Genomic DNA, 25,926 nt, shown 5'->3' on the forward strand with positions numbered 1-25,926 from the left:
ATATCGAAAAAGTATCTAGGCGAACTATTGGCAAAGACGTCTGCCTGGGTGTCAGGCCACCGGACCGTGGCGATCGAGGAAGCGCTGCTCGAACCCGGCGACGAATTGCTCCGGGTCGACTGCGGAGGAGGAGTGCGCGAACTCACCGTCGTCGGCGACGTAGAAGATCGCCCGGCGAGCCTTCGCGTTCGCGGGCACGTGCACCATCCAGCCGAAACGGAAGCGATCGGCGCTCAGCTGCGACAGCGGATACCCGGTGGTGTCCAGCTGCCGTCCGGTGATGTAGTCCCGTACCCGGCCGATCGCCTGGGCGGCGGGCATCGGCTCGGGCACGGTGGACAGCAGCCCGGCCGCCGAGAACTGATAGAGCGCGCCGTCGATGTCGTAACGGCCGTCATCGCCGAATACGGCGACCAGCGCCGATCGCGTCACTCTTCCCGTCTCGGCCGCGGACAACAACGCGCCGACGGCCTCCGGCGCGTCCCTTCCCGCGCTGTCCGCGAGCAGACCCGCCACGATCTTGATCGCCGTCTCCCGCGTCCACATGCCCGGCACGGCGGGCGCGCACTCCTGAGCGGGCGGTGACTGCCCCCGGTACCAGCGCCCCGCTTCCCACCAGTAGCAGAACGACAGCAGGCCGGATGCCGCCCGCGGGTTCAAGACCGGGTCGGCAACCCAGTCCGGCGCGCCGCCGTACAGCCGCGGCATCGGTGCGCCCGCGTTGTACACCGCGTCCAAGGTCGGCGCGTTCCATACACCGCCGGACAGCACGGCCCGCCCGGCCGGGAGCGCGTGCAATGTCGATCCCCCGCGCGCGGTGCCTTCGAATACTCCTACCCAGGGCAGCATCCGTGGGCCCCATTCCGACCGCGCCGCCACGAAGGCCGCGGCGATCGTCGTCCAACGCGACCACATCTGCGGGAACGGCGGAAACTCGTTCTCCGCGAGTACCGCCCACACCTCTTCGGCCCGGTCCGCGCGCGCCTGGGCGGCGGCCTGCTGCGGTGTACGCCGCTGCCGGTCACCATGGCCGATGTAGGCGGCCAGCCACACCGGCAGCCTCTCGCGCGGATACGCCGCGAGGTCGGCGCGGTACGCCTCCGGCACGAACAGTTGACCGTCCGGGAAGGGCTCTTCGCCGTAGTCGTACGCGGCTTCGATCTCGCCGGAACTCGTCATCGCCAGCAGCAGACGCCACCAGGGTTCCGCGCCGGCCGAGATCGCGCGGTGCTCGCGGACGACGGCAAGCACCGGCTCCGGCGCGTCTACCGGTATCGCCTGTTCGCCAACGGCATATACGAGATGGGCGATTTCACCCACCACCGTGACAGCGAACACCGCGTCCACCCGCTGCCACCCCGTCGGCGCGTGTGCCGCCAGCGCGCGAGCGAGCGGGTGCTCGACGGTCAGCGCACCGGGTTCTTCTGCCACGTTGTCCTCCGTATCGATGTGGAAGCCACTGGTCTCGCCGCACACCGCCGAGTGAGCAGCGCCTGTCCGCGGTGGCAGCGAACGTCGAAGATAGCCGGAGGCGCGGCACGATGCGGTCGGCGTAGAGCGGTCGAGCCGGAGCCATCCGCTCTCATGGTCGCCATGAGCGGAGAATCTCGAGTTCCGCGCGTGGCGGCAGCAGGTCGGTGTGACCGGATAGCTGACGCATCTGGATCACGGCCTCACTGAATTCGGTGTCGATGAATTCGATCAGTGGAGGGGTGAGTTGTCCTGCGGCGGCCAAGGGCGCCAGTTTGACGGTGTCGTTCATGACCCGCTTGAACTTCTCGAGTCGAGCGAATGCGCCCATATCGGGGCCACCGAGTTCGCGAGGGACCTCGATCCCCGGAATGAGATGGCCCAACCTGGCCCAGTCGTAGGCGCTCGGACCGGTGACGGCGAGTTCCCAGTCGAGCAGCGTTACGTGAAGCTCGTTGCTGATGAGGAAGTTCCCTGCGTTCGGGTCCGCATGCAGGATGTGGTGGCGGGACTCCCGCATCGTTCGAGCCTCGTCGATCAGCGGTTCGAAAGGATTTCCGCGGAGTAGGCCGAACTCGTCGAACAGGTGACCGAAGCGGGCATAGTGCCGTAGATAGAAGTTCTTTGTGTACCAATCGATATGATTCAGATACCACCCGCCGGTGTCGCCCTTCGCGACGCCTGGTGGCGTCAGTTGAACCAGCAGCGGATGGTCCTCCGGCATCGTGCGCAGCTGCTCGTGGATGTTCGCGAAGGCCCGCAGTATCAGACCCTGACGGAATCGGATCGTTTTCCGGTCGGCTCGCCGGAATGTCTCGGTGAGATTGTCTCCCCGAGCGAGCCGTTCGACGAGAATCGGCGCCGATTCGTCGATGACGCGCCCGTCCGGCATCTGGCCGGTGATCACTCTCAGCAGTTGAGGGGCGTTCCGAACATATCGAGAAATGACGGGGAGGGTGCTGTGCTCGGGTCCGAAACGCGGGTCGTAGCTGCCGGTATCGGGTTGACCGATGCGCAGGACGAGACCGAGGTCTTCGAGCAGGACTGTCGTGTTGTAGGTCCCCGACAGCGCATCGCGGAGCAGTGGTTGCGCTGCTCGGTATACCGTCAGGCCCTCGTCGTGCGTCATGACGATTCCGCGGCTGCCCCCGAGCGGTCGGTACTCATGCGCGGAGAGCAACTGAGACAGATCGCGGATGGTGGTTGGGGTCTCGACCAGCGGAGCGGATGATCGGCTGGAGGCGTCGGGTGCGGACTCGATATCGGCGCCATGTCCGAGCACGATCAGTGCAACGGTGTTCGGATCGCCGTTCCGGTCGCGGTGAGGGTTGAGCGTGTACACATGCTCGGTGCCCATGTCGAGCTGACCGGCGGTGGGAAGCGGGTCGCCGGCCGAGCGGGGAACGAGAACGATCTGGTCCACAGCTCGACTGAGCCACAGAGTCTGGGCGGCCGCCCGCAGCACACCGACACCGTCGCCGTGCCCGATTGCGGTGGACAGTCGCACCATCCGAGACCAACTCTCGTCGCTGTCGTCGAGGGCCAATTCGCGGGTCGCGTCGTAGGCGAGGAGTTCCCGCGCCACGATCTCCCCGGCTACGTCTCGGGCTGCGACGACGTTGTCGATTCCCGAGGCGTCCGGCCCGGCGGCGTGCGGAGGTGCACCGATACCGCGCGGTATGCCGACCGTGAACATGATCGCCACGCGGGCATCGCGGGGCGCGTGCTGCTGCGCTTCTTCGTACTGCCGGCAGGCGCGAACCGCCCAGTTCGACAGATCGGTGAGGAGTGTGTCGGTTCCGGTGACGTTGAACGCCACGAAGGATGCGCTGTCGGCTTCGCCGATCGAGACGACAGCTCCGCCCGTGCCGCCCTCGGAGATGGGATCGTAGGAGATCAGCAGTACCGGTGGCGGACCGGAGCCGGGGATGGCCAGCCCGAAGGCGCCGCGTCTGACCTCTGCCAGCTGGTCGCGCAGCGTGGCGAGCTCGAGCCGGCGTTCGGGCGTGATCTCGGGGGATTCGAGGTCGCGGGCGAGCGATAGCCGGTTCGCCAGATCCCGTGCCCGGTATTCGATGCCGGCGGCGGCTCCGATGATGTGGGGATACTGTCTCAGCACCGCCAACTGCATCTGCGACACCGAAAAGTCCGTGGCCCCCGCCAGCAGACTGCCGATCGGTGTGGTCCCGCTGGTCCATCTCCGCAGCTTGTTCCACCATCGCATGTTCTTCGAGACGCTGTCCCAGGTGTCCTCGAACAGATCCCGGGAACCGCTGTGCCGTAGTAATGACGAAATGCCTGCCTCCGGTCCCCGGACGCTGTGCAGCAAGTCCGCCGCGGTTGCGGCGAGGGCGCGCTCGTCATCGGTGATATCCCAGTCCCACGGCAGGACGGGGTTCAGCCGGTGCTCCCGAGTCGCGTACTCGATCCCCGGACTCTGGCTACCCAGCCCCCACAGCGCCCGCACTCCCCAGAGGAATGATCGGTGGAGGGGCGATTCCGATCCGACACCGTAAAAGTCCGACAGGGCGTCATGAGTGCGCCGCGCCCGGATTTCGGGCGGGCGGCGGGATTGCGCGGCGACGATGTCTTCGTAGAGTTTGTGTACGTTGTCGGCGGCGTCCTGGAGCGAATAGATGACGATGTGGTTCGCGAAGCGAGTGGTGGCCTCGGTCAGCAGGTCGTCGGCCTGACGCAGGTAGTCCAGTCCCAAGGCGGAGTTGCTGGTGGGGAGCAGGTAGAACGCCGCATCGAGAAGATGCGGCAGGGCAGTCGCGGCCGTCGCGGCGAACAGCCGGTCGGAGCCGGTCCGCGCCCGATCGAGCGCAAGGGCGTGGACGGGCAGCGACTCGAAGATCGCGGTGTACCGCGGCGAGAACTTCTCGCCGGATCGTCGCTGTAGCAGCGTGTTCATGACATCGGCCCACTCCCCGACCATCCGAACCAGCGTTGGGCCGTCCAGCACGACGGACCCCACGAGCCGCACATGTTCCGCGTCGAGGGCGCCATCCGTTGGGAACGCGTCCTCCTCGAGCCAGATGCGATGCCGCCCGGCTTCTTCGATACGGTGTGCGATTTCCTGGAGATGTGCCGGGACCGTGTGGTGCATAGCATCCACCGACCAGCGGTGCTCGGTGGTCGTACGGGCCACAGCGAACGCGGCGTCGAGCACTGCGGTCATGCCTGCCTGCAGGTCGGCGACGGTGCTTCGGTTCGCCCGCAGCCAGGACCCGAGAGCGAACAATTCCCGGTAGGTGGTCGGCGAGGTGGTAGGAACGCTGTCGCCGAAGCGGCCGGCCGCTTCCGTCACGATCGCACCCAGCAGGCGTGCCGGATCGATCACACGGTCGGTCACGGATGGCGGTTTGCCGCGATGAATGGCCGCTAGCTGTCCGGCGACCCGGTGGGTGAAGCCGGTCAACAGGTGCTGGAGAGTGTCATCGGAGAGGCGTGCGGCCCAATTCCGGAGGTGGTCGAATGTGGCCCCGACCTGAAAGGTCGATAAGGCAGCGTTGGCGATTCGCTCGGCTTCGCTCCGTCCACCGCCGAAGGCGCCGCCATGCGGGTCATCCGCATTCGCGGCATGCGCCAGCACGCCGTGGGGCAGACCGCGCCGCACGCCGCCGAACGGGTCCGACACCGCCGCTCGCGGATCCAGAACGAGCCCATCCAGACCACGGGCGCGCTGCGGCGGAAGATCCAGCGCCACAGCCCCATCGAACGCCGCCTGCGGATCGGCGCTCGCACGGATCGCTTGCGCCCGCAGGGTGATCCCCGGGCCGTCCTGTGCCTGATCGACCGGACGCGCAGGAAGGCTACCGGAGCCCGGTTGGAGCCAGTCCGTATGCCGCTGCTCGTCCGCGGAGGAAACGCGGGCCGATGGTGACTGCTGCGGCTCCGAAGCGTCGTGCGGTTCTCGCTCGTCATGCGGGGCCGGGGCATGGTTGTCCGGCGCGGTTGTCGGACTCGGCTCGTCGGGTTCGGTGACTACGTACACCGGCTCGTCGGGTTCGCCAACCACGGAGAGCGTTTGCTCGGGGTCGGTGTCGGTGGACGCCGATGTGCCGGAGCGCGCCGCAGTTTGCTGTACCAGCCGGTCAGCGAAGTCGCGGATCTGAACATACGTCGGCAGCGGTTGAGTATCGCCGTGCTGCAATTGATGGGGCCAACCGAGTGCGAAGGCCACGCTCCCGGCCATTTTACCGATGCGGTCGGCATCGGGATCGGGCGAGGTCGCTTCGTCGACGAGACGGATCGTGTCGAGCAAGACTCTCATCACGTCGAGGAGACCGAAGTACGGCAGCAGGTGAATGGGGATACGGTCGCGTTCCATCTCGCCGGGGTCCCGATGCATGGCTACTGCGGCCTCGTAATCTGGTGGGCCGTACAGAGCCAGGCCGAGGTCCACGATCATGCCTCCGTCTGCTGTCCACAAGACGTTGGCCGTTGTGATGTCCGCGTGGAGCACGCAGAACGGCTGGCTGCGGAGTTCGCCGACCATTTCACCGAGGCTTTCGACCAGCGATTCGGAGAGCCGCAGTTCGTCGAACGCAACTCGATACGGCTCGAGTTCGCGGTAGTGCCGGTAAACGCGCTCGAGGTATTTCATCATCATCCGGAAGAATCCCACTGAGTCGCCGGATTCCGGATAGTCCGCGGGAAGTCGCAATGAGCCCTTGCGCACTGGCCGTGAGTCCCGCTGGACCTCGATCCGGCGGAACAGGTCCATCAAGGTCGACATGGCCGGGGCCAGCTCCTTGCTGAAGACGCTGTCCACCGGTTCGCCGTGGATCCGCCGCTGGATCGCGAACATGACCTGGCCTTCGGCATTCCGCTCCACATGCAGCACCTGTGGCACCGGCAGCCGCTCACCGGGCAGCGCCACCTCCGCGATTGCCCGCAGCGTCTGATACTCGTCCGGCCAGAGCACGAAATCCAGCGAAGTGTGCGACGGCTTGGGTACCAGCACCGCGTAGTCGCCGATCAGATAGACCTCTTTTTGGGCTCCCGAATGCTTTCCGCCGTACCGAACCCCTGCCTCGTGCAGTGACCGGGCTATCTCCGAGGGCATCACTTCGCCCTCGTCGCCACCGAGGTGGCGGTATTCCCGTTCCGGAAGGAGTTCCCGCAGTGCGGGATACTCCGAAAGAACCACCTCGAAAGTAACGACGAAGACCGATTCGTCGGGGTCGGACTCGACCGAGTCGCCGAGGCCGGTCGTCGCTGTCTGCGCGGGTTCTGTCACGTGGAGCGGCTGCTCGACCAGTTCGCGGCCGCCCAGGCTGCTCGCTCCCGGGAGAGCGGCGGCGGAGGTCCGGCAGGCCGCGCAGTTGTCCAGATGCTCCTCGACCTCGGCTTCTACCTTTGTGCCCGAACCTTTTCGAGCCCGCATACCGAGCTGCTCCAGGGTGGATCGGCACGAATCCAGCAGGTGATGGGATAGCTCGTGGAGCAATACCCGGCCGGCTGCCGCACCTTGACGGCGCAAATACGGACGGACGACGTCATTCAGGTACTGCACCTCGAGCGGCTTAGAGGCGATCTTGTCGAATATGGCGACCGTCAGGTAGCGCGTGAGCAGGAACTCGGGGGACTGCGACTCCAGTTCTCGGCAGCCGGGATAGTGCACGGTCCACAGTGCGTCGTGACTGAACATCAGCCACAGTGCGTACTCTTCCGGCGTGAGAACGGGGTCGCGTCCCGCGACCATCAGCTCGTAGTCTTCGGCATAACGCCCCGCCACCATGAGATTGTGGCCCTCGGCGCGTAGCAGGCGTCCCCCGACGTAGGCCATTTCTCCCCGGCGAATCTGCTTGGTCTGGGGGATCTCGTCCCCTGACACTGCCCGCCAGAATCTCTCGAACACCGTCATCTCGACCAGATCGGCACGATTCGACTCGCGAACCTGCGCGTCGGCCCGCAGGGTCCGCTTCTTCTCGGCATCGATTTCCCCACGGCCCGGGATGACCCGCCGTTGCCGGAGCGTCGCGGGTCCAGGACTCGAATTGGGCGCTGCCAGCAGCCTTTCGGCTCCGAGTGTAAGCCGGACGGCTGCGTCGACCCCCGCATAGAGCGGGGTCCGTAGTATCGCCCTCCTCCTCATCCAAGCTCTTCGCTCGCTGCTTTCGATCCACTCCCGGCCGGATGGTTCACCCTCCCGCGGCATCGGGAATTGCCAGAAGTACGGGAAGATCTCCTTCCACGGACGCAACCGTTCCATGAGTTCTTCGAGGGACGGATCGGCGGGAAGCACGTGCGGGGCGGGCACGATCAAGCTGTTGGTCGGGTCGGCGGGCACGATCAGGCCGGCGGGAGTTATGCGAATGCCGCCGCCGCCGGTGTGCTCGCGAGCACCTGGTTGTCCGGGGCGAGATCGGTTCTCATCGTGGTCGGTCGTCCCGATGTCGTCGCCGGGCGTCGGGCGCGCGGCGGGTTGACCGCCCGAGGCGTTCCCCGCTGGTTCTCGGGCATCGAGCGGTCGCTGCGGCCGCTGACCGACCGCCCAGGCGTCCGGCCCCAGACGAGGGTCGACCGCATGGACCATGCCGGGGTCGAACCGCCCGCGTGGGGGCGGCACTGTTCCTAGATCCCAGGCTTTTCGTTCGGGGATGTCGAGGGCCATTCCGGCGGGACCTGTCCCCGACACTCGATGCGAGTCGAACGGAATTATCTGCTGAGCCGTTGAATGCGGCTGCCGGGAAGTGGTTTCCGGATGGTTCGTCGCCTTGGGCGAACGCGGGCCCGCCGGATGCGCGTCTGCTACGGCGCTTGCGCGCACCGCACTCGACGGCGGGGAATCTGGGGTGGCCTCCGAAAGGTCGACGACCACCGGATAGTGATCGGTTTCGGTGACCACGATGTAGCCGCGGGTCGTCCGGATTTCCGCGGAGGTCATCACTTGGTCCGGCGCACTTCCCCAGGGAACGGTCTCGGTCGCCGGATCGAGCGCGGCGGTGAGATCCAACTCGCCGATCAGCGCTCGGTATACCGAACCCGGGTCATCGGTGTTGAAGTCGCCGAGCAACACGATCGGACCATCCGCCAGGGACCGCAGGCCATCCGCCAGGGAATGCAGCAACTGCTCGATCGCCCTGGCATGCGCCGCGCCTTCGACGTCCTGGTGCTCCTCGTAGCTGCGGCCGAAGAAACCCAGGGGCGTGGGGTGAAGATTCACGAACCAGGTACCGGCGATCCGGACGGCTTGCGCGTACCGGTCGAACTGCTCGTCCGGCTCCAGTGCTCGGCCCCCGAGTGTGAGCTCGACGCCCGTAGCGGGCAGCAGTACGTCGACAGCAGACTCGATCGGCCGATCGCTGAGCACGGCAAGGCTGATCGCCTTGGTGGTATCCATGTGCGACGGGCACATCACTGTCTCGTAGACGTACTGGTAGCCGTGCATCTCAGCCAGCTGCCGTGCGTTCGATCCGTCCGGGCCGACCTCCGACTCCTGCAAGAAAGCGACGTTCGCGCCGATCTCGCTCAATACCCGGACGAAAGACGGCAAATCGTCGACATAGTCGAACGCCTCGGCGGAACGCGAACGGCGAGCGCCCGCGATATTCCAAGTGAGGAGCCGGAGTGGGTCGGCCCCGGCGGTATCGGCCACAGCATCCCGACGCGCAGGCACGGCTTCCGGCTCCGAGGCCCGTCTCGTCTCGCTCAGGGGCACTGCACGTTCGAGAACCTCGGCGACGTTGTTGCTCGCAGGACGGTATTCGCTCGGCCGAAAGACGGCGCGGCCGAATCGCGGCGTCCCGGCATTTTCCTCGACGACATCTAGGGCCCACCGCCCGGACCGGGTGATCGTCGCTGTCGCGGTCACCGCCCGGCCGCCCCGGCCCACTTCTCGCACCAGCGTCTCCGCCAGCGCCGCCGCTTCGTTCACCGCCGGTCCGATGTGGTTCCAGTAACGGATATCCGGGCTGATCATGATGAAGGCCGACGCGCGGACCGCCGCCGACGCATCGTCCATCGGACCGACCCGCACAACCTGGGAACCCACGACCGGATCGTCTGCGGGGTCGGCGCCGCCGCGTTCGGGCACGCCCCGGAGGTGGAACTCGAAGAGCACCCGGCCGGTGGTGTCGGACGACTCGGCCCGCCAACTGGTGGCGCCGGTCTCCAACGTCCGCACGAGTTCCGGGGACAGCTCGGCGGCGCCTTCGTGTTCGACGGTGACCCGCAGTACGTCGGCGTGCGGTGCCACGACCGCTGTCCTGGCGGCCCCGTGCCGAGCGGCATCGGCCACCACAGCTGCGGCCATCTCGGACGCAGCTGTCCGTGCGGCGGTCGGCCACTGGGGCGCTGCCTCTTCGATCGCGGTACGGACCGATTCCTCCGCCGCGGTACGGTCACCGGGCTGGTCTCGAGCCTCGTGGCGTCCGCGGGTCGCATCGGGGTCGCTCGCGGTGGTCCGCGCTGCGGGTGGTGCCGTGGCGGCCGGGGCATCCCGGGAGTATTCGAGCAGCGTCCTGCGCCGCTGCTCGGCGGCGGCCACGGTCTCCGGTGAGAGTGCGATGTCCATCGCCAGGACCTCGGCCGGAAACGCCTGGATCATCGCCGCGCGCAACGTCGGCGTGAGCCGGTCGTTCCACCACGACTCGAGGTCGGTGCCCGGCGGGCGTTCGGCGGGCGTGTTCAGCCATTGGGGTGTCGCGTCCGCTCCGAGTTCCAGCAGCGCCTCCGGCCATAGGAGACGCTGGTCCATGAGGAAATATTCGACCGCGGGCTGTGATCCGATCAGCCGTCGGGTTGCCTGCTCGAGATTGTCCTCTTCGTATCGAAGGATCTCATCGAGGATCAGTTTCCCGGTCTCCGGTGTGAGTCGACCGTGTTGTTCGATGCTCGGGTTGATCCGTACTCCGAAAACGATCAGCGCGAGGACATCACTCAGGAGATACGACCAATACTGTCCGGAGTAAGTCCCGAAAGCTCCCATCTGCGCGAAGAGATGCCGGAACCATTGGGACGGATAAGGGTTCTTCATCTCGGGAAAATAGATTCCCGCCTCGGTCAGAACTGTCTTCTCGAATTCTTGTACGATTGCCCGGGGATCGTCACCCTGGGGGACCTGCGCGGAAGGCAACGAACTCCACGCGAGGTCGACGTAAGCGCCCGCGAGTCGGAAAATGGTGACGGCACCCCGGTACGCCGTCCGCCACTCGTCCAGCTTTTCGAGCATTTCCGGGGGCATCGGTTCACCGGTCTGGTGGTGCACTGCGTAGTTCGCGACCACATCAGGATGTTTCCAAAACTGCTGGAATACTTTGGCGACGAACTCGATCCAGGCGAATACCAGGTGGCGCTTGGCCGGTTCGTGGGTGCCTTCACCGAGTAGAAAGTGCAATGCGTGTCCGAATTCGTGGAACAGTGTGTCCACCTCGTTCGGGGCCAGCAGCGTGGGTCGTCCGGTAGGCGGTTTTTCCAAGTTCAAATGGACGCTGATCAGCGGACTTTGACCATTCGGCGTGAACTTCAGTCGAATCGGGTCCGTCCATTCACCCCCATTTTTGCCAGCGCGTGCGTAGGGGTCGAAGTAGAAGTTGGTGAGGTGCTCACCTTCCTTGTCGAGGACTGCGAACACCCGGACATCTTCGTGCCAGACCGGCGGTTTGCTGTCCTCGTCGACTTCGGTGATGGTCAATTCGAACAAATCCTTCGCCACGCGGAACACGCCTTTGTCGAGCACCAAGTCCAGCTCGAAGAACTCACGGATCCGCTGTTCGTCGATTCCGACCCGTCGACTGATCAAGACGTCGAGTGCTCGATTTCGGTCCCATGGCTGGATCGTCTCGGCGCCGATGGCTTCCGCGAGGAGTGGGAAGTCGACCCGCGCTGCGGTGGCCGCCGCGCGCGCGATCCGGTCCAAAATGTTCTTCACAATTGGAATCGAATCGAAGATGCCGGAGGCCATCACGTACTCGGCGTGATTGTTGTGGCCGGTCATTTCGGCGCGTTCGGCCCACCTCCTTACTTGGTCCAGCACGTTCTGCGAGTTGTCGTGGTCGACGATCGCCAAACCCGCGACCTCCTCGTAGATCCGCCGGCGCAGGGCGGGATCGTCTAGATAGGTCAGGTAGGGGTGCCAGATCCCGCTGATCGCGGGCGGCTTGGGTAGCACGTATCCGCCGTCTTCCCCGGCGCGCGATCGGGCGCTTTCTATCTGATCTCCGGTCAGGCCGCGTAGTTCGTCGGCGTCGTCCACTCGGATCTCGACGTCTTCGAGCGCGCGCTCCTGATTATCCTTGTAGGCGGTCTGTAGTACCGCTACCTCGGAATTCAGTTCGGAGAGCCGATGCTTTTCCAGATCGGTGGAAAGGTATGCTCCCGCGTTCTGAAAATCCTTGTACTTTCGTTCCAGATACCCGAGTTCTGCGTAGCTCAGATCCAGATCGCCGCGATGTTCGTGCAGGTACTGGAAAATCCAGGCCAATGCCGAGTCGGTGAGAATGCGGCTCGCATGCGCATCCTGTAACTCCGCCAGAGCCGGCTCTGCTTCCGCGGTTGCAGAATCCCGATCGACCGCGGCTTTCTGGGCGAAGAGTTGTTTCACCGCCCCGAGTAACAGACCCGACCGGACGAATGGGCGTAGCGCGTTGTCCGCGGTCCATGGTCCCGGGGTGCCGGTGATGTCATCGATAGCGGCAAGCTGCACCCTCATCGCTAATTCGAATACAGGCGGAAAATGCTCCGCTTCCATGCGGTCGAAGGCAGGATCTCCGGCTGGGTTCAGCACCGCCGCGAGCACGGGGTTCGTCGCGGGGTCGAGGCCATCGGGCGCATCCGGCTCGGGCGTGTGCTCGGTCGCGTCTGCGCAGGAAGACCCGAATGTCGGGTTCAATCGCACGGTGACGAACCGTGGCCGGTACTTCGACACGTCGCCGACGACGCCCTCGAAGTCGAGACTGTTCACGTTGTAGCTGATGACCAGCGTGTCTCCGGACCGCAGGTCGGGATGTTCGTGTGCGTTGTAGGCGTATACGTTCGGGTCGCCGAAGGATCCGGTGGCGCCGGCCTCGGGCGCTCGGTATACCAAGGTCGGCGAGGTGAACGGACCGGTGGGTGAATCCGACAGATACGCCCATATCTCGGCGCTGAAAGGGGCACTGGTGTCTTGGGTGATCAGCAGATAACGGTCCCGCCATCGAGTCACGCTGTATTCGTTGGCGACCCCGGGCATGATGCGGGCGGAATCGTTTTCGTTCGACGTCCAACCCTCGCCGTCGAAGAATTCCCATCGCGCACGAAGGTCATCGCCGGAGACCCGGGCCACGTGCATGAATTTGTCGTTGCCCGATTCCTCGGTGCCGTAGACGTAGGTGTGGGTGCCGTCGTAGTCCAGCCACGCCGACCACATGACTCCTGCCTGCGAGGGCATCGGGGTGAGATCGATAAGACCGAGGTCGTCGGCGTCGAATCTGGCGAGTACGTTCTCGTCCCACGTGAGACCCCACATCAGGTCGTCCGGGTCGTTGTTGACGAACCGAACCAGCATGACGTTGAGGACGTTTCCCGTGACGTATCCGCCTCCTACCCAGAGCATTTGTCCCTTGGGGGAGGGCACCACGCTGGTGGGGGCGTCGGCCGTCCCACCGTGAACGGTCGACATCCGGCCTTGGTCGTCCACGACGAATGTGTTCTTCACCATCGGGCTCGTCGCGGGCCTCGACCCGTCGGGATGCACGGTGCCGAGGAACGTGTCGGAGAACATCCACAGATGTCGACCGTCCGGCAAGCGCCGTGAGTACGTGCCGTCCGCACCTGTCCATCCGTCGCCGGTGTCGCCGTACGATGCGAGTGCCGCCGTTAGTTCCACGTGAGGAATCGCCTGCACGACCAACCCCGGCTCGGATGCAGCGTCCGGCCGCAGCGACGCAATCCCATCTCGACGCTCCTGCTCATGCTGCGTGGCGGTTTCCGCCGCGCCTTCTCGCGACGGTGCAGGAGTCCGTGGCTCGTGGCTATCCGGTTGCCCGTCTCGAGGCGGGCCGTCGTGCCCGAGGGATACGGTGATCGCCGCTCCGGTCTCATCGAAGAACATCCCCAGCGCGCCGGACGGTCTCGGCAATCGTGTGGACGGCACGTGATTGGCACGCAGCACACCGTCGACCGGACTTCGCAGCTCGATCCGGGTCGTCCCGTCCGGCGAGGCGCGACGCACCAGTAGGTAGGGATCTTGTTCCGGCGGGACGACAAGTGCCGAGACACCGTCGCCCCGATTGCCCGACGACTCGTCCCACAGCCGTAACCGGGCCTCGATCTCAGCGGCATCGGCGAAGTGCTGTGGCTGCCCACCGGTCGCGGCCACCAGGACATCCGCTGTCGTGTCCCCCGGGCGAAGAAGGGGTGGTGTCGCGATGTCATCGCGGCCGGTGACGTCACGGAAGTCCTGCAAAAGGAGCGATATGTCCGGATCGCCGGATGCTTGGCGCTGTGCCCATCGCGCCAAGAACTCTGCCGGCGACGATCCGTCACGTGTCACCGTCAACCAGTGCAGCACTCGCGCCGGATGGGTCAACGGCAAGGATGAATCGACGGCACCGGCCCTGGCCCCTTCGGCGACACCCTCGACCGGGTCGAACGTATTCGTCACGGGGTCCGTGAACGTCAACAAGGAATAGTGGGGTAGCAGGGCAAGCCATTCGGTATATCCGACATCGGCCGCGATCAGATCCAATTCACGATAAAGCTCGTAGGCCGCCCGCAACATCGCCGGTGCGAGGTGATGGAGCACCCAGTTTCCCTCGTCCGCTACGACGTGAATGAACTCATGGTGCGTCAGCTGGTAGATCATGTCCTCCGTCGACCCCGCCCAACGATGGTCCGCGGTCTGCTCCGCCCACGCTCGCGCGAACTCAGGATCGGTGAGGATCTTGCTGTTGAGGGTGACAGTTACGTAATAGTCTTTGGTATCGGGAGCTGTGGTGCCGAAACTCTGGGTCAGGCCGAAGCCCTCGATTTCGTCGTCGAACCTGAAGTACCGCAGAGCGAAACGGCCGCCGTATTCCGCGATCAGGTCTCGCAGCGCACGATCGACGGATTCGACGGCTTGCACCGGGACGACGGAATCCTCCCACCCCGAGAAGCGGATGCGGTGATCGTCGAACAGTTTTCGAACGATGCGCGCCTTCGCTTCGAGATCTCCCCCGGGTGGCGGCTCGACGACGCTGTCACCGCTCGGTTCCGACCGCGGCTCGTCGAACCGAGCCCACACCTCACCCCATTGCTCCACACCCGACACGGTGGCCGAGTCGAGCAACCCCCGCAGCTCGGCTCCGATCTCGGCATGGCTGAACAGCGGCGCATGCCACGTGAACATCTCGATGTCGGGAGATCGCTCCGGACGGTACTGGTCGACGTCGAACGACACGTAAAGCGATCGGGCATCGGCCTGCGTGGACATCCGCAGTGTGAGCCGAGCCTTCATGTCCTGCACGGCTGTCTGTTCCTCGTACCACTCGACGCCGCGCCGTTGCACTGAGCGGGTGTAGCGCTCCATGTACGTCATCGCATTGCGCCCCGCACTGCGCACCAACTCGGTTGCGGCTTCGATCTGACTCCGATCTCGCCAGCCGCGCTCGCGCATCATGTCGGCGACGGCCGTCGCGACCGCCTCCAGGTCCTCCTCGGTGCGCAGGCCGTCGGGTGCGTAGAGCGGAACGAATTCCACGGTGAGATCCGGATTCAGACCTCCTCGATCCGCCGGCAGATCTCGTATCGCGGCAACGGCGGCCTCGTCCGGATCCATTCGGGAGTGCCGGCGTTGACCTCCTCCGGAGACCCAACCACCCCCATCTATGTGGAGTTCGCCCAGTTCGCGCAGCCGTTTGCGCATTCGGCGCGGTGTTTCGAGAGCCGAGGGGCCACCGTCGGAGAATGCATCGGCGCCGCCGATGTCGTTCCAGGGAGGGACACTTGCGTGCCCGATGAGGCCTACGTTCCTGGTGGCTTGCCGTGGTTCGGAGCCCTCGCGCGGGTCGGCCGAATCCTCCGGTTCGGGCGCTTTCGCCTCCGGCGCAGCCGTTCGAGTCCTCCCGGCTGCCTGTACCGCCCTCGATGGTTTGCTCGGGTTGCGGAAGAAATGTGACCAGGGGATGCCCGCCGCGTCCAGCAGTTCTCGCAGGTGCTGGTCCGGAGGAGACGTATGGAACACGACGTAGTCGATGTCGGCGACTGTGGCGCCGTGCACCTGTGCCTCGATGTAGGTGTTACCGGTGAACCGTTTGCCGGTGTAGTCGCGGTCGATGCCTTCGAGGCCGATATAGCCGAGCGTCTTGTGTCCACGGGGGGTGGCGGCGAACGACTCCGGTTGCGGGTCGGTGACTCTGCTCGGGATCGCCACGACAGATTTCGTGTCGCCGACGTTGGCTGTTGTCCGTTCTTCCACAGTTGATTTGAAGACGATGTCGACGTCGCCGTACTGAGCGAGCGCGTCGCCCTCGGTCACTCGATAGGACGGTGCCGTGCGGATGAACCCGTAGATGGGCCGTGATTGCGTCGGAAGGTCGGGTGGATAACCGAACAGGGCCTGCTCGAGCGCCACCCGGCCTGCCAACAGACTGTGTCCCATCCGACTCCGCCCGGCGAAGTCGAACCCGGTCTTGAATCTTCCGCTTTCGAGGACGCCTCGCAGCGATCCCGAAGTGGCTCGGGTCACGATCTCGCCGTCGAACAGTTTCCGGAGCTCTTCGGCCATCAAGGTGCGGAGCCGATCGAGCGGTATTCCCAACTCCTCCGCCAGCGCGGCCGCACGTCGCTCATTTTCGGCGAAACGCTGGATGTAGGCCCTTTCTCCGGTATCCGGGATGTGCTGTTCGACCTCCACGAGCAGTTCTTGCGCCTGTCCATCGGCGGCCTCCACCGCATCGAGATAGCGGTGCATCAACTCCAAGGTGGCGTCGCTCGGCCTGCCGCGCGAGATCGGCGTCGCGGCGGACGGTTCGTCGATGTGGCCCTCGGGGGGGAGGGCGCCGGCATCGACCGGTCGTAGGGCCCGCCCGCGGGCCATGTCCGGATCGGCGGGAGCGATGTCCTCGCCGAGTTGCTGCTGTCGCGACTCCAGCGTGTTGCCGCTGCCCCGCCGGGTCAGTACCAGAGCATGTGTCGTCGCCACCGCGAACGGGAGGTTCCCGGGGTCGAACACCGCCTTCGGCTTCGCTGCCTGCCGGTCGTGGATCCAGATGTGCTTTCCATCGTTGTGCAGCAAGAACAGGTGGCCGATCGCCGCACCGACCGGACGGACATTCACCAGCATTCCCGCGCCGGGCCCCAGATCAGTCATGAACTGCGCTACTTCACCGAGACCGTCATCGAATCGCCTGTGGTGCGCTCCAGCCAGCCAGGACACCGCCGCTGCCGGAACCGGCCCGTCCACGTCCACCGGTTGCCGCACGTCGAATCCGATTTTCCAGGCATCCGCGAACGCTCCTACCGCACATGGGGAATCCACGGCGTTGGTAGCTTCGATGTCTCTGTTGGTGCTGTCGACGGGTTCATCGGAGTCGCGCGGGCTCACGGCGCCGATCGGTGCCGTGAGCTGGGCCGGTCGTCGGACAGGTCCGGGCAGCGCGTCTGGTGACGCAGTGCCGGCGGTCGGGACGCTTTGCCGCTCCGGTGCCCACGGCGACGGGGCAGTTCGTTGCCAGGGTGTCGGCCTACCTGACGTACCCCGGACGAGCGGCTCGGCCTTCGGCTGAGCTGACGGAGCACCGCCGCTCCACGGTGTCTGTCGGCCTGCACCCTCCGGGTTCTCGGGCTGACCTGTGCGAGGTTCGGTCCGCGCGGCAGTCTCGGCCGCAAGTCTGCGGCGTTGAGCTTCGAAAATGTCCCGCAAGAGCCCGGGGTTGCGAGCCGGCAGTCCCCAGAATCGGCGGACGATGGCGTAACTCGCCGCGTATTCAGCGATGCGATTGGGGTCCGGCTCACCCTGTGCGACCAGTTCCACTGCGCCGTGGACGACTCGCCGGACATGCAGCAAGCTCTCATAAATGGGCATATTGGGCGGTCTTAGGCGCGGTGGCACATAATCACCGGTCCCTCGGTGGTTCAGCCACGCCCAATCGAATGCCGGGTCTCCGATCAAGGCTCCAGCCCAGCCCGTTATCGCAGTGATTCGGCCTCGGTCGATCCGGATGTTCTCTCTGCCGAGTCGCCCGTGGAGCACCTCGAACCGAGCCGGAATCATGAAGATCGCTTGCTCGAGTATCGCGGCGAACGGGTCTCGGCCAGGAATTTCCAGGTCGGTGAACATTTCGGCCCAACCTGCTTGCCGATATCGCGAGACCTGACCCGTCCACTTCCCGGTGAGAAACCGTAGGAATCCCTCGGTGTCTCGATCCTCCGGGAATCCGGGAAGCCACTGTCGCAGCGGTTCTACCGGTACCTCGCCCAGCGCCCGCCGCAGCCCTTCCATACTGCGCAGCACCATGGCCCGCAATCGATCGAACTGGAAATCGGTCGGAACGGCACCGAGCGGCCGCTGCTCGATGAGCACCGGCGTCGAAGAATCCAGAATCCGGCCATCCGGCAGCCGCACATCCGAGAGCAGGTGCAGAACCTTGCGGAACCGCTGGACGTGCGGCGGCATCATCTGCCACAGCTGGTGCTCCGGAAACAGCGGTCTGCCATCGGCTGTGGACGCATCCGGGATCCGCACGGTGAAATCGCCGACCGTTGGAGTCCCGCTGCGAACCGCCGATTCGAAAAGTACGTGGGCCTCGTATCGAGTCATTCGGTACCCGGCATCGCCACCCAGATACCGGTACTGTTCCGCAGGCCCGACGACGCGCAGCGGCGGCGCAACCCCTTCGCGCTGCACGAACGTGTGCCCCAGTCGATCCGCGGCTTCGAGCACGCGACGCTTGGTTTCCGGCGCGAATTCCCCTGCGCCTCTGAGTACCTTTTCGGTAGTACTCTGACTGACCCCTGCCTCGCGAGCGACATCGTGCGTCGTGGCCGACTGGAGCAGGCCTCGATTCGTGTAACTCTCGCGCAGCTCCCTGGGTACCTTCTGCGCCATGAACCGGGCCACCCGGTACACGCGCATGTAGATCGTCTTCGGCTTGCTGCCTTCCGCGGCAGCCATCTCGTTGACGGTGCGCCGCTGCATGAAGAACTGTTCGAACGTCTTCTGGTGGAGCGGGTCGAGTCCCGGCGCGTAAGGCGCCAGAACAGCTGGATCGTGCCGCTGCGCTGCCCGCGTGAGCATCACCGCCTCATGGTCGGTGAGCACCACACCACCGGCCAGCAAAGTTGCCAAGGCGGGAACGACTTGCTGGTACAAGGTGTCCTTGAGTCTTCTGGGTGAGGTGCCCACCGCCTTCGCCCCACCGGGCAGCAGGAGTCCGGCGACCTCGCGCTGTCGCTCGGGAAGCATGTGGATATGCCGCTCGAGTTCGACAGGATCCGCGTCCTGGATCAATCGCCATTGCTGCTGGCGCTGGGCGCTCTGTCCGCCCACGACCACACCGAGTTCGGCGGCGACCATCTCGACCACGCGCTGCGCGGCCCTGCGCTCCACCCTCCGAACCGCCCGCGATCCCCACGCGGACGGCATCGATTCGGCGATCTGCGTCGCCGTCTTGTCCTGTTCGAACCGCCAGACGAGGACTTTCCGGTGGTCAGACGGCAATTGGTGCACAGCACGCAGCACCGTCGCGCGATCGGCTCTCGCCAGCAGCCCACCCTGCGGGCCCGAAGCGGTGTTTCGCGGACCGGCGTAGGAGGCCCATATCCCGTCGCGCAGCCGCTCATATCTCCGGTGTTCGACGAGGACATTGCGAGCGATGACACCAAGCCACTGCTCGATGTCCTGTTCTGCACGCAACCGCCCGATTCCCGCGGCCGCACGGGCGAACACCTCCTCGGTCAATCCCTCGGCCGCGGCTCGGTCGCCGGCCATCCTGGCCGACATCCACTGGACGATCGGATCCGCCAAATCCGCACGCAGCCGGTCGAACGCCACGCTGTCGCCATTTCGAGCCGCGCGTACCAGCGCCGGTGTGTCGGGCGCTTCCTGGACAGGGTCACTCTGCGCGCGTGTTCGCGGCGTGGCGACCTTCGGCGGTGAAGTCGGCGCATCGTTCCGGGCAATCCCTGGCGGTGGCGGGGCGATGCCGGGATCGGATGTCGTGGACTGCTGCCAGGGCGTGGGACCGGGCGTGTCTCCGAGACCGCCCTGGCCCGAGGCGTCGCCCCATTCCTCACCGGTGTCTGGGTTGCGGTTGAATCCCATCGCCCAGCGCGGCACATCACGGGGAACGTGTGATGCGGTCGTGCGCGGAGAACCGCTCGGCGAGAGGCCGAGTGCGGCCGCCGGATCGGCGTCGTAATAGCTGTCGACTGCCCCATGCGGTCGAGTCCGCCGTCGTCCACTCGGGGAACCGCCGCTTCCTGTCTTCTCGGCGCCGGCGACCGGGGCAGCATCCATCAGCGGAAGGTTGCCTGTGCGTAGTGCGAAAGCCGCCATCCCTGCGCGATGATGGGTACCGAACTTCTGGTTGATATTGAAGACGTACGTTTTCGCGCTTTGTCGGGTCAGGCCCAGCGCAGCGGCTATCTCGTTGTCGTTCTCGCCTTTCGCGACCAGGCCGAGCACTTCTCGTTCACGAGGCGTCAGCTCGGGCCGGGCGGCGCCATCCGACGCAGTCGCATCGATCGGGGGGATGATGCCGGTGCGGATGACGATCGCCACCGACCCGGCTCGGGTGCCTACTCCGAGTTTTCGATTGATCCTCGACGCATAGGACTCCACAGTCTGCGGGGTCAGTGCGAGATCGTCGGCTATCTCGGCGCTGGTCTTGCCTTTCGCGATGAGGGTCAGCACCTCGATCTCGCGTTGGGTGAGCTCAGGAAGAGCCTGGCCGGAATCGCCTCCCTGTGTGGTGCGAGGAAGGACGTCCGTGCTGACGGCCACGGCAACCATCCCGGCCCGGGTGGGTGAGCCGAGCTTCTCACCGGCGCGCTCCACGAGAGAATCCACCGCCGCCACGGAAATGTCCAACTGCGTGGCGATCTCGGGGCTCGATTTGCCCTCCGCCACCAGAGCGAGGACCTCGGTCTCGCGCGGGGTCAGGTCAGGCAAGGGCGAGCGGGCTCGATCCGCGGGCTCATGGAGCGTTTGCGGCAGAATGTTTTTGCGGATCGCCGCCACTACCGCCGTTACCCGGTCCTCTGCGCCGAGTTTGCGTTCGATGCGGACGAGGTGGGCCCGGACCGTGGTCTCCTTCAACCCGATCAACACGCCGATTTCCCGGAGCGATTTGTCCTCCGCGACCAGCCGGAGTTCGGTCAGCTCGAGGTCGGTCAGCGTGCCGGTGCTGTCAAGCGGCTCCATCGGCAGCGAACGGACGAATGTCTTGATCGCGTCGCCCTGCAAGGGTGAAAGCTCTTGGCCCTTCTCGACCGCGGATACGACATCGATGACGCGCCTGCGCACCAGCGGACTCAACTCGCTGAGAATGGCCAGATCAAGTGGCTCCATCCGGGCCAGTGCCTGGCTCACCGGGTGAAGCTCCCCCGCACCCTCGGTTTGCCGATAGGCGGCGGTGATCCCATCCCTGATTCGAGTGAAGTCGCGAGGAGGGCCCGCCGTTTCGTGGGTCTTGACCTGCCCCGGCTGGTTCGGGTCGGCTGGCCGACTGGAACGGTTGTCGGAATCCTTCGCATCGGACCGCACGCCCGGCGTCGGCACCGGGATAGGCGTTTTGGTCACGTCTTCCGGCGGTGGCGGAGGTGGGGGCGGCGGTTGTTTTTTGCGGCGTTTGGGTTTGTCCTCCGGCTCGGCACCCATTCGGGCGACCAGGCGCTTACCTTCCCTCTTCTTCGGTTGCGGGGCGGGTGAGAGGTGTGGGACTCCGCCTATGGCGGGAAGGCGGCTGGGGTCCTCGCTGTATTCGAGGGAATGCGGGTTCAGTTGGGGGGCCGCGGGTTTTTGCGGAGCGCCTGGGGTTTCGGAGTTCGGTTCGATCGCATACCGGGACGGCATCGCCAGTGAGTCGGGCGTTTTGCCGAGCCCGGCGTCCAGATTGGTTTCCGGTGCGGCCGAATGACGGTCCGATAGGGGATTGGAGATGTCGGGTGGCCGTGGTGACGTGGGGTAGGGAGTGTTTCCCGAGTCGTCAGGATTCTGGAAGGCGCGGCCCAAACCGACGGAATCGTTGGGCAGGGGAGTCAGCGCGGGAGTGTGCGGAATGACCGGGATGGCATCGGCCGGTGGTTCGTCCTCCAATGGGTAGGAGACGCCGGGGATGGTTACGTAATCCCCGGCGGGCTTCTTCTGGACGTTGTGGTCCCGGGGATCTTGTTGGACGCTGTGCTCCCGCGGGTCTTTCTGGACGTTGTGCTCTCGGGGGTCGTCCACGACGGTTCCCGGCGGGGTGGGGAATTCTTCTGGGTCGGCGTCGGGTTCGTCGTCGGTGCCCGGCCGTACGGCTGCGGCGATGGGGGGCGGTGATGTCGAAGAAGTCGGGGGTATGGCCGAAGCCGATGTTGTCGGCGCATTCGTGTGGGCGGCCGGGCCGTGGGCACCCGGCGCGGGGCCCGCCAGTGGTCCGGTGCTTTGGGAGCCGCTGGGCGGTGTGGGGCCCAGGGGTGGCTTCGGTCCGCCAGTGTGCGAGGTGCCGCCTGCCGCCGCCGGGGCGGCCGCTGACGGGGTTGCCGAGTTCGTGGCGTTCGAAGGGACGACGGGGTTTCGCGGCTCGGCCGTGGCGGAGGCATATCCCGCCTGCGCCGGGTCGGCCTTCGGTATCGCCGCACTGCCCTGTGCGCCGGGAATCGGCGTATCGGTTCCGGCGGACACTGCGGGTGGGGCATCGGGAATCTGCGCGTGCCCCGCGATGAGGTCGTCCGTTGCGGTATGAGCCGCAGGCGCCGGTGGGGCGTCCACCGCTTGCATCGGCGCTTGCACCGAGGGCGCGGTGGTATCCGCACTCGCCGGTGGGGAAGTCTGTGCCAGTTCCGCTTCCAGCGCGGCGATCTCCGCGTCGAAATCGACTTTGTGAACGGGATGTGCCTCGTGGGTGGAAGCCCCCTCGTCCAGCGACTCACCGGACGGTCGCGGTCCCGTCATGTCATAGCCCGCCGTCTGTTCCGGCGCGAGCAAGTACATTTCCCCGGCGGGTCCGTGTTCGATCACGATGGGCGCGTAAGCACTGCTGCCGTCGCCGAACAGGACTTCGGTGCCCGGCGCGATGTCCGGTTGGGTGACCGCGCCTTCGGTGATCACATTGATCCCCTGCTGGTCCGGACGCACCTGAGGATCGCTGATCTGGAACTGACGGGCAGGCAGTGGTGTGACCGGACCGCCTTCGGGATGTGCGGCCACCGCGACGCCGCCCCGTGCGGGCTGGGCGGTGTCCCACGCGGGCCAACCGGTGCCGCCGCCACGGGATGAGGGGTGTGACGACCCTCCCGACGGGTAGTCGGGCGCGATGCCGGGTGTCGTTCCGCCGCTGCCGTCCGGCAGCTGTCCAGGGCCGTCGCCCCCCATTATTCGCGCGAGGGCATCGTCGACCATATCGCGGAGGATCTGATCGCCCTCCGCCATCATCTCCGGGGTCAGGTCGTCCGGCCGGTCCATGGAACCATCACCGAACTCGGGCCCGGGGCGCCTCGCTTGCGGCGCGTCCACCTCACTGGTGGTGGAAACAGGTTCAGGAGTCGCCGTTTGCGTCTGGGGCGGCTGACCGTCCCCAGGCGCGGAAATCCGCACCGACGGCGCGGCGTCGGAGGGTGGACCAGAATCCGCGGACGCCACCGGTTCGGGTACGCCGGTATATGCCCCGGCCCGTGCGGCCCGCACCGACGCCCCGAGCGACCCGACCAGTCCCGAGCCGAACCCGGTCCACACCATGGTGGCCAGGTCCTTGCCGCGCAGTTCGCCCTTCGTCAGAGCGAATGCGGTCAGGCCGCCCGCGAGACCACCGGCCATACCGCCCACGCCGCCGGCGGCGACGGTACCGAGCACCCGGCCGCCGGCTCGCATCGCCGCGGGTGCGACACGACGACCGACCTCCACACCGACCAATCCGCCGACGGCGCCTGCTGCCGCTCCGATCTCGACCTGCTGCCAATCCACCGCCTTCCGGTGGCCTTGGGCGATCTGCACACGCTGGGCGACATACGGAACCCCACCACCGATCGCCGTCCCGAAGAACACGCCTTTCGAGGCCAGCACGAGTCGTGGGTGTTCGGTGACGAACCGCGCGGCGCGTGTCAGCATGGTCAGCACCAAGTCGCGCTTGGCGAGTTCCATCCCCGCCCGGGCCTCGGCGCGATCGGCGATCGCCTTCACGATGCTGCCGGGTGGTGGCATCGCCATATCGATGATCACCTGCGCCAGCAGCGCTCCCGCGATCCCGATGATGACGTACTGCTGGTACTCGATGGCCGTGGCGTTGTCGTACAACTGCCGCGCCATGGCGTTGTTGAACTCGATCTGCGCCTGGATCTGGTCGATGATCTTGCGGTATTGCTTCTGTACTTCCGTACCGGTCTCGCCCTCGACCGCCTTCTCCAGCTGCTCCACCGTCGGCACGAGCCGATGCAGCACCAGGACGAGCCCGTTCGCCGCGTCCGACCAGGTGTCGGCGCTGCGCCGCATCGCCTCGGGATCCCCCTCCGGAAAGTGTCCCAGCACCATCGCGGTCAGCCAGTCGGGGAAATAGTCGGGAATCTGCACCATCAGGCGCTCGATCGTCCGCGCGCGTGCTCGACGACCAGTCTGTGCAGTACTTTCGCCGGTCCGCAGGCGCCCTCGCCGCGCAGTTCGACTTCGGTGAACCCTTCGACCACCGCCGCTCGGGGGTCGAAGCGGTCACCGGAGAAGCACGCTCGGATCAGTTGGGCACGCCATTGCCGGTAACCGCGGACGATCGCGGCCAGTGTGTCACCGCGGTCCCAAGGCCCGCTGATGCGCTGGTACTCCATGAGCAACGACCGATGCGCCGACTGCCGGACCCGGGGCCCTGCTCCCGCTTCGAGAATCCGGCCGAGGTCGTGCACGATGGTCGAATACATCGGCCGCTCACCGGATCCGGCTACCCGCTCGCCCGATCTAATCGCGATCTCGACTTTTTCTTCCAGCAGCGCCGGGCCGGCCGCCGTGACACGGTCGAGCAGGATCCGCTCACCGGTGACAGGACCCTCCGCCTCTTGCGTCGCGCGAGCCGATGTCACACGCGACACCGCACCGTCCGGTAGGTCGGTGATCTCTATCCCGGCCAGTTCGATGTAGGGATGTTTGCCGAGGATGCCGTCGACCGCCGCCGCGATTTCGTCGACCGTACGTCTGGACACACCGGAGGTGTCGAATCCGGCTATCCGGAGGCCATGGCGAGCGGCGAGCGCCTGCGCGGCGGCCACGGCGTCCGGATCCGTCCGGATCCGGGAGCGCTTCGCTTCCGCCGGGGCCGGTTTCGGCTTGCGCCGTCTCGCGTCCTTGCCGGTTTTCCCGGGTTGGGCCGCGTCGGGCCGGGGACCTTTGCGACGCGGCGGGTAGACCTGGCCAGGTGGCGAACCACCGGCGTTTCGCGACCACGGCGTGCCGGGTGCGTTTCGCATCCACGGCGAATCGGTGGGCGGCCTCGTCCATCGGCCTTCCGGTGTTCGCTGGACGGCCCCCGGTTGCGGTGCGCCCGGTTTGGGTGTCGCCGCCGCAGGGGGTGAGCCGGTGGTGGACGGCGTGGCAGCAGCGGGGGACGCCGGGGTTCGCGCGGCCGGCGCGGCGCCTCGCGCGATCGGCGTCGCTCGGTCCGGAACCGAAGGCGTCGGGGTGGAGTTGGGTAACGGCTCCTGCTCGGGTGAGTCGGGTCCGCCAATCGGGCCGTATTCGCCGGGGCTCGCGCCGGGCACGATCGGATCCGCGGTCGGTTGGTAGCCGGGCTGCTCGGTTCCCTGGGCGGCGGTGGGGTCGTTTGCCGCGGCGGTGGGGTTGTACGCCGGAGCGGTGGAGTCGTTGGCCGGGGTGGGCGCGGTGGAGTCGCGAGCGGATTGCGGCTCGGCGGCATTCGGCGCGGAGACGGGTTGATAGGGAGCCGGGCTCCGCCATTGCGGCTGGTCGAACGGAGCGCTGCCGGTCGGCCTCGACGCGAACGGATCCTGATCGCGAAATCGGGAGCCGATGTTCTGGTCCTGGTCCTCCAGCACATTGCCGGCATCCGCGACGCTGCCGCTCATTCCGCGCAGATTGTGGACGAGGTTCTCGAAGCCGGTGATTCCCTTGTCGGCCGCGGGCTCGTAGCTGTCGCCGAAGATCCGGCCCGGCTCGTCGTCGCCCCAGCACCTTCCCTCGGCGGCGAGCCTCTGCTTCAGGCGCGCGAGTTCCTCCTGCGCCACGTCGGCGATCGCGGCGAGTTCCGGGGTCAGCGCTCGCAGCAGGTCGGTATCCACCCGCAACGACCGACCCATATCCCGGCAAACCCTTCACCCTGCGTCAACCACACCGAGAGAAGACATTGT

General features: G+C 66.2%; 3 protein-coding genes. All 3 read right to left on the reverse strand.

All coding sequences use genetic code 11. The features are described 5' to 3' along the window. Positions 1-51 precede the first annotated feature (51 nt). Entirely contained in the window at positions 52-1,431 is a 1,380-nt protein-coding gene (locus ABZ420_RS25475; RefSeq protein WP_357127395.1) for a hypothetical protein, read from the reverse strand. 151 nt (positions 1,432-1,582) lie between these two features. Next, positions 1,583-24,151: a M3 family metallopeptidase gene (locus ABZ420_RS25480; RefSeq protein WP_357127398.1), complete on the reverse strand. Its 22,569-nt coding sequence runs from the start codon at positions 24,149-24,151 to the stop codon at positions 1,583-1,585. Then, a complete protein-coding gene (locus ABZ420_RS25485) occupies positions 24,151-25,875 on the reverse strand; it encodes a hypothetical protein (protein ID WP_357127401.1) in 1,725 nt (574 codons plus the stop codon). The genes ABZ420_RS25480 and ABZ420_RS25485 overlap by 1 nt, the downstream gene beginning before the upstream one ends. Between the last annotated feature and the right edge of the window lie 51 nt (positions 25,876-25,926).

It is taken from the genome of Nocardia sp. NPDC005745 (assembly GCF_040630775.1).
Lineage (GTDB): Bacteria > Actinomycetota > Actinomycetes > Mycobacteriales > Mycobacteriaceae > Nocardia.